Below are 6,340 nucleotides of genomic sequence, written 5' to 3'. Positions count from 1 at the left end.
CCGACATCCGCTCTGAAGGGGGAAACTTTGCGTTCATCTGTACCTATGCCGGGGAACCCCTGGCCTCATGACATGCTCATCACCGTCGATGATGACCCGAACTCGTTGGTTGATCTGCTCTGGGTTCGAGAAGCGTGGAATCTGAATCCGGTCGGCGAGGACCTTCCTTCGCTCCTGTCGGACGATTCGGTACGCGCACACGCACCGACCGGATCGACCGACGCGCCCGCAGCGTGGGTGGAGGCGTGGCCGGGGATGTGGAACGCCTGCATTCACCACGCCGGTCTGCTCGAAGACAGCACGATCTTCGACCAGCTCCAGCACACTCTGGACGGGTCACCCGAGCGCGCCAACCTGTTGGCCAACATGGTCGGGCCGTCCTGGAAGAGCTCCTTCGGCGACGAAGCCTTTACGGAGAAAAAGAAGACGTGGAATCGATCACAATTCCAAGCACGCACGCAGCGTCGCCCGACTTCCCTCGCGGATGATCCGGAACGGTTGTCGCTCAGCGCGCTGATCCCCGCCTGGCAAGCCGGGCTGACGAAAATTGTCACCATCCCTTGCCAAGGCTCTTACACGCGCGTCATCGGACAGCACACGCTCCTCGTGACGGATGAGACCCGTGACGATCAAGAGCGGTATAGCGAAGCTCTCAAACAGTTCCGATAAGGGTTCCTCTTGCGGTCCCGCCTGAGCGACTTGCCCCAAAGCCCTGCAGCGGTTCGGCGGTCGCACAGCGTCCGTCCACCGGAAACGTGTTGAAATTGGCCCTGGCTAACTTAGCTGTATAGGGGTGGTTCGATCAGGTATGAGACGAAGCTTCCAAACTGGACTGACCGTGATCCTCATCGCCGTCGCCTTGCTTTGTGGCATACCCGTTGCCGCTGCCGCCTATCAGGCAGGAGTCCCGGACTACCAGTGCGCCATTTCCCAACAGATACCGAATGGTGCCGTGCGCGAGCTCGGCGCTTCAGGAACTTTTTCTGTCTGGCCGGTAGGACTGGAATGTCGCTATTTCGATGCAACCGGATCGGAGTTAGTTGTGTCGCCCGGCTGGTTCGCCACCGGGCTTGGCATCGGGAGCCTGACAGCATTGGTGACGCTGACCGTGCTGTCTATCGTCGCCTGGGTGCGATCGCTCCAATCACGCAGCCGTGTACTCGACCTGCCTGGTGGACACGAACCGTCTCGCTGAGGGTTGGCGAATTCAACCGGTCGTCGCAACACTCGATTTCTGTGAGGTGTTGTAGGTGTAGTCGAAGTTTGAGTTGGTGGAGAAACAGGCGCGGTTCTGGGTGTTGATGGCCCAGGGCTCGACTCTGATTGCAGCGTGTGATGCTGTGGGGGTGAATCGACGAACTGGACGGCGTTGGCGTCAAGCAACGGGTGGGCGGATTCATCCGAGGCAGAGCGGAGGACGCCTTCTCGAGTAGTCAGGTGGGTTCCGTGCGGTGGCCCGTCATCGATGACGGGCCACCGTCGGTCGTTGCCCAGAAAGGGTGTTGAGCGCGTGCTTAGTCGAGGACGCCGCAGGCGGCCGGGTCGGTTGCTTCTGCAGGCAGGTTCGGGTCGAGTTCGCTTGCACCCGCACTGAAGTCGTACTCACCGTTGCCGTTGTAGTCGACACCATGGATCACGACGACGCCTTCGCCTTCGCGGATAGATTCGGCAATTTCTTTCGCCGTTCCTGTTCCGTCCGGCCCCGGGTAGCCCGTTCCCGCCACCTTGGTGATGCGGATGTTATCGCGGCTGTAGTGGTAGCTGCCGCTCTCAGACACCGGAAAACGAGTCACATCCAGGAAGCTTGTGGGAGTCGTGTCGCCTGTCGTGGTAAGCGACACAACGACCGGACCGTACGCGGGAACCCCTTCCACGGTGTTCAAGCGGCCATCACCGTTGCTGTCCAGAGCCAGGGTGGGGCACTCGTGCAGCGCTTGCTCGCCGTAGTGGATGTGTTGGGCATGCGGAGCGTCTGGTGTCAGACCAGAAGCGTGCACTTCAATGTGCTTGATCCTCTGGTTACGAACTGTTGCTGTGGCAGTTCCTGACGCCCCGGAGCCGTTGAGCTCCGTGAGATCGGCGGACAGCGATACCGTTTTTTTGTCGCCGGAGTGTCCAGGATCGTGCGCTTGAGCTGCGCCGGCCCCGAATGTAGCCGCAGCGAGTAACGCAACGGTCGAAGCCCCCAGAATCCCCATGGAATATCGTTTCACGATTATCTCCTTGAGTAACCGCCAGCAAGAAGGTCCCGCTGGTCGTGGATAGTTCGTAATAAACACTAATGAAATTTAGTCATATTAAGGGATTTGTTCACTTTTTTATTTCCCAGAGTCCGAGCAATACTCGGCGCCGAACCAGTCGACGTTGGGCCACGGCGACTCCGATCCCTCGCCGATCAGCACAGGACGACAGACAAGGTCCTCAGATCCGCAGCAGGACAAATCCGTTTCCTCTGTTGCCAGGAGCGACCGTCCAGTGCAGACCGGGTTCTGCCGGTCGGTCTCAGAGGTGCTCGGCGGGGTGCACTGAACCTGCCCCTCCTGCAGGGCCATCACGTCGGCCGCACCTGCGCACCGCCCCACGCTCCCGGTAGGGCAGAAGGGTGGCCGCCATCTGAGCCGGGTCGACCGTGTAACGGTTGCGGAACACCTGAATTCAGCGGTGAAGCGTGCCAACTCTTGACACTTAATGCTCTCGGTAGCAGGGCGGATTCAAATGGTCGTCGCAACGATGGGCTTTTCTGGTTTGAGAGTAGTCGTTGCATAGCTTGAGTGGGTGCGATGCCGCCGAGTGTTTTGGGAGTCGATTGTTGAGTTCGGTAGCGACTTCCAGGAGACCTCCCACCAAGCAACAAGCGCTCTGAGCTGGGCCCACGTTCCGGACCCGAGCCCCGCACAGAGCAGCGGGTACCTGAGCGTCAGAGAATGGTGGTGCGATAGGTCAGAATCTCGGTGCCGTTCCCTTCGCCACCATCGTCGGGGGCGACCCACATCGTCACGGACCCCGCGTCGACAGAGACCGAGAAGGGGTTTCGAGTGACCGTGTGCCCAGCAGCCGAATACAGCGACATTGGAAATTCATGCACGATCGCGCGCTTGGCGGTGTCGATGAGCGCTAAACCTCCCAGCTCACAGGTTCCGGATGCCGCGGGCAGCACCGCGATACCGCTCGCGACGATGACACTCTCGCCGACGAAGCGACAGTCCTGGTAGTCGATGAAACCGCTCGGGTTCTTCCAGCGCGAGATGAGCGCCCCGTCGATTGTCCAGGTGTAGAACTCGCGTGAGCCCCAGCTGGCGCCGTGCACCAGCGCATTCGCCAGGTCGCAGACCACCCAGCTCACGTGGTCGTCAACCCGAAATCGCTCTCGAATCTCGGCGGTTTCAGGGTCGATCGTCATAATCATGCTTTGGCCGCCCGGGCGGTACTGCGCTACCGAAACCCACACCAAACTGCCATCGAAGTCGATGCCTCCCGGGTGGTACATCTCGCCGTCGCCCACGATCAGGTCCCGCTGCAGCGCTCCTTGCTTGTCTACGATGAACACGTGACCCACCCCGCGATTTTCGGCCTGAATTTCCACCGAAGACAGAAAGGTGAGCCCCGCGGCGAAGGCAAGCCCCTGCGGGTGGAAGGTGGCAAAGTCGAGCGGTAACCGGTCAACCAGGTTCCAGGGCGTGTGGCGGTCGAGGCCGTCAAGTGCGAGCATCACCTCGCGCCCACGGCGGCTCGCCACAGGCCATACACTTCCGTCGCGGCCTCCGGGGCGGCCACCAGAATGCCGCCGTGCTGAGGAAACGCGTTCGGAATTCCGTCTTCGTCAAGTACGACGCCACCGGCCTCCTGCACGATCAGCGTGCCGGCCAGATGGTCGACGGCGCTGAACTGACCGATCACCGAGGCGGCTCCCCGTCCGGCGGCTATTCCCACGACGGTCAGGGTGGCTGAGCCCATCACCCGCATGATGCTGAATCGCTCGCCAAGGGCGGTCAGGAGTTCGATCATGCCCGGCCACGGCAGGTGCCCGGCGAGCTCCGTGTGCACGACCCGTCCGGCCAACGACAGTGGTCCCTCGCCGGCTCGGGGCAGCGCCAGGGCAGCGCCATTGAGCCGGGCGCCCTGCCCGGCCACCGCTTCGAACAGGTCGCCGCGCCAGGGTTCGGACACGACGGCGACGTAGGGAACGTGATCCACCGCCAGGGCGAGTGAAAACGACGTCCACGGAATCAGGTTGGCGTAGTTTGTCGTGCCGTCGACCGGGTCGAGGTACCAGCACGGCACACCGGCCTGCGCCTCGCCGCCCATTTCTTCGCCGACGAAGTTGTGCGACGGAAATGTGGCCGCGATGCGCGCTCGCACGTGGCGTTCGACGGCAACGTCCACCTCGGTCACGAGGTCACCGGGGTTCGCCTTGGTCGAAATTGTTCCCCTGTCGGCGGATCGGCTATAGTCCTGCGCCCAGATCGCGAGTTCCCGGGCAATCGCACTGGCCTCGCGCAGCTCGTCCGCCGAGAACGCCGAAACCGCAGAGAAAGCCGCCGGCTCAGGCCCGACGGCCTCGCGCACGGTCTCGGCGAGCAGAGCCAACCGATTGGAGGTCACGGAATCCACGCCCAGCGCGAGCACCCACCGCATGATCGCGGCGCTATCGACCGTCCAGCAAGCGACCCCTAAGCCCAGGGCATGAATGTCGTCCACGAGCTTTCGGCTGAGCACGACATACTCCGCGTTCACAAACTCCGGCCGGAGCTCATCGATCAACTCGAGCGGTGGAACCTCGCGCCGGTCCCACGGCAGCCAGATGCGAGCCTGTGCATCCAGAGAACGGATGCGCCGCATCCCGGCCAAACTTCCACACCACGCGACGTCCAGGCCGCTTTCTCGCACTACTTCAAAAGCCGGTGCGGCCGGCGCTTCCTCGTCCATGTCGATAAGCAGCAGGGTGGGGAAATCTTCGAACAGCTTCAGCGCGTCTCGCAACAACGGGACACGAAGATCGTCGCCGCCCAACAGGGCGACCTGCGCGTAGGTCAGGTCCGAGATGGCGGCGTCGAAGCCCCACAACCGAACGAGACTCGCATCGTGCAGCAACACCACCTGGCCGTCACGGGTGACCCGAACGTCGACCTCGACGTAGTCCGCTCCCGCCGCAATCGCCGATCGAATCGCTGCGAGGGTATTCTCCCGAAAATTCTGGGAATCCCCGCGATGAGCGGTGACGGCGGCGACCCGCTGGGCGGCCGCGCTGGGCGCGCTCATAACGCCACCCCGCCGGTCGTGACGAGCCGGCCCTGCCGAAAGGTAAGCGCGTTCTGGATGGCGGCGTGACCGCGATCACCGGGCGCCGGTGGCAACCCGGAGGCGAAGGCGCGAAGAGTGGCGTCATCGCGCTTCAGGTAGATTTCGTGAAAATGCCCGTGGGGCACGACGCGCTCGACGACGGCCGGGCGTGCATCGAATGATGCGTGCAGGGTGAACACCACGTCTTCCGGGCGAATGCCGATGACGTCGTCACCGGGCACGACGGCGCCGTTCACCAGCGAACCCTCGATCCGGTTCAGGCTGCCGATGAAGGTGGCGACGAATTCGGTTTCCGGCCGGGAATACAGCTCGGCCGGCCGGCTGAACTGCTCAATTTTTCCGGCGTTCATCACGGCGATTCGGTCGGACATCGACATCGCCTCCTCCTGGTCGTGCGTCACGATCAGCGTCGTGATGCCCAGGCGCTGCTGAATTTCACGGATGTCCTCACGCACTTTCACCCGCAGCTTCGCGTCCAGGTTGCTAAGCGGTTCGTCCAACAACAGCAGCTCCGGCTCCTGCACCAGGGCGCGCGCCAGGGCAACGCGCTGCTGCTCCCCCCCGGAGATGCGGGCCGGCCGCGAGTGCTTGTGATGCAGCAGGTTGACCAGCGCGAGGACAGCGTCCACTCGCTGCTCGATCTCCTTCTTGCCGAGGCGACGCAGTTTGAGGGGGAAGCCAACGTTCTTCACGACCGTCATGTGCGGCCACAGCGCATAGTTCTGAAACACCATGGCACTGGGCCGTTTCTCGGCACCGAGGGCGGACACCTCGCGGTCGTGCACCTGGATCGAGCCGGCGTCGGGCGCGAGGAATCCGGCGATCATGCGCAGGGTCGTGGTTTTTCCACAGCCGGAGGGGCCAAGCAGGGAGACCAGTTCCCCGTCCTGCACGGTCAGGTCGAGATTGTCGATGATGGTGCGACCACCGAGCACCTTGTGTAGGCCGCGCACGCGCAGACCGCGCGAGCCGCCGGCATCCGTTTCACGGTGTGTGGGTGTCGTGGAATGTATTTTTTCGATCAAAGTCATGGTCTTCT

General features: G+C 62.7%; 6 protein-coding genes and 1 pseudogene. 3 read left to right on the top strand and 4 right to left on the bottom strand.

From position 1 onward, the window contains the following. Positions 1-72 precede the first annotated feature (72 nt). The 3 genes and pseudogenes from BLS91_RS16245 to BLS91_RS21215 form a co-directional block, all read left to right on the top strand. Entirely contained in the window at positions 73-669 is a 597-nt protein-coding gene (locus tag BLS91_RS16245; protein WP_092341801.1) for a hypothetical protein, read from the top strand. Between the two features lie 169 nt (positions 670-838). Further along, a complete protein-coding gene (locus BLS91_RS19730) occupies positions 839-1,195 on the top strand; it encodes a hypothetical protein (protein ID WP_134505218.1) in 357 nt (118 codons plus the stop codon). A 73-nt stretch (positions 1,196-1,268) separates the two neighbouring features. Next, a pseudogene (locus BLS91_RS21215) lies at positions 1,269-1,397 on the top strand (helix-turn-helix domain-containing protein); the annotation flags it as partial. A gap of 117 nt (positions 1,398-1,514) precedes the next feature. On the opposite strand, the gene BLS91_RS16240 reads toward BLS91_RS21215, so the two are convergent. From BLS91_RS16240 to BLS91_RS16225, 4 genes are all read right to left on the bottom strand, one after another. Continuing rightward, complete coding sequence (locus BLS91_RS16240) at positions 1,515-2,213, bottom strand: CHRD domain-containing protein (RefSeq protein WP_134505217.1); 699 nt, start codon at positions 2,211-2,213, stop codon at positions 1,515-1,517. A 704-nt stretch (positions 2,214-2,917) separates the two neighbouring features. Beyond that, positions 2,918-3,709, bottom strand: a complete 792-nt coding sequence (locus BLS91_RS16235; protein ID WP_134505216.1) for a DUF6454 family protein — start codon at positions 3,707-3,709, stop codon at positions 2,918-2,920. After that, entirely contained in the window at positions 3,709-5,259 is a 1,551-nt protein-coding gene (locus tag BLS91_RS20030; RefSeq protein ID WP_104087736.1) for an inositol monophosphatase family protein, read from the bottom strand. The genes BLS91_RS16235 and BLS91_RS20030 overlap by 1 nt, the downstream gene beginning before the upstream one ends. Continuing rightward, the gene (locus tag BLS91_RS16225; RefSeq protein WP_092341798.1) at positions 5,256-6,332 is read right to left on the bottom strand and encodes an ABC transporter ATP-binding protein; all 1,077 of its coding nucleotides are present in this window, start codon (positions 6,330-6,332) and stop codon (positions 5,256-5,258) included. The genes BLS91_RS20030 and BLS91_RS16225 overlap by 4 nt, the downstream gene beginning before the upstream one ends. Positions 6,333-6,340 lie beyond the last annotated feature (8 nt).

This window comes from Cryobacterium flavum (assembly GCF_900103805.1).
Lineage (GTDB): Bacteria > Actinomycetota > Actinomycetes > Actinomycetales > Microbacteriaceae > Cryobacterium > Cryobacterium flavum.
The sequence above is the reverse complement of the archived record's forward strand: the minus strand, read 5'-3'. Positions and strand labels throughout refer to the sequence as shown.

Coding starts and splice junctions, on each gene's coding strand:
- BLS91_RS16245 (WP_092341801.1), top strand. CDS start 73: ATGCTCATCACCGTCGATGATGACCCGAACTCGTTGGTTGATCTGCTC.
- BLS91_RS16235 (WP_134505216.1), bottom strand. CDS start 3,709: ATGCTCGCACTTGACGGCCTCGACCGCCACACGCCCTGGAACCTGGTT.
- BLS91_RS20030 (WP_104087736.1), bottom strand. CDS start 5,259: ATGAGCGCGCCCAGCGCGGCCGCCCAGCGGGTCGCCGCCGTCACCGCT.
- BLS91_RS16225 (WP_092341798.1), bottom strand. CDS start 6,332: ATGACTTTGATCGAAAAAATACATTCCACGACACCCACACACCGTGAA.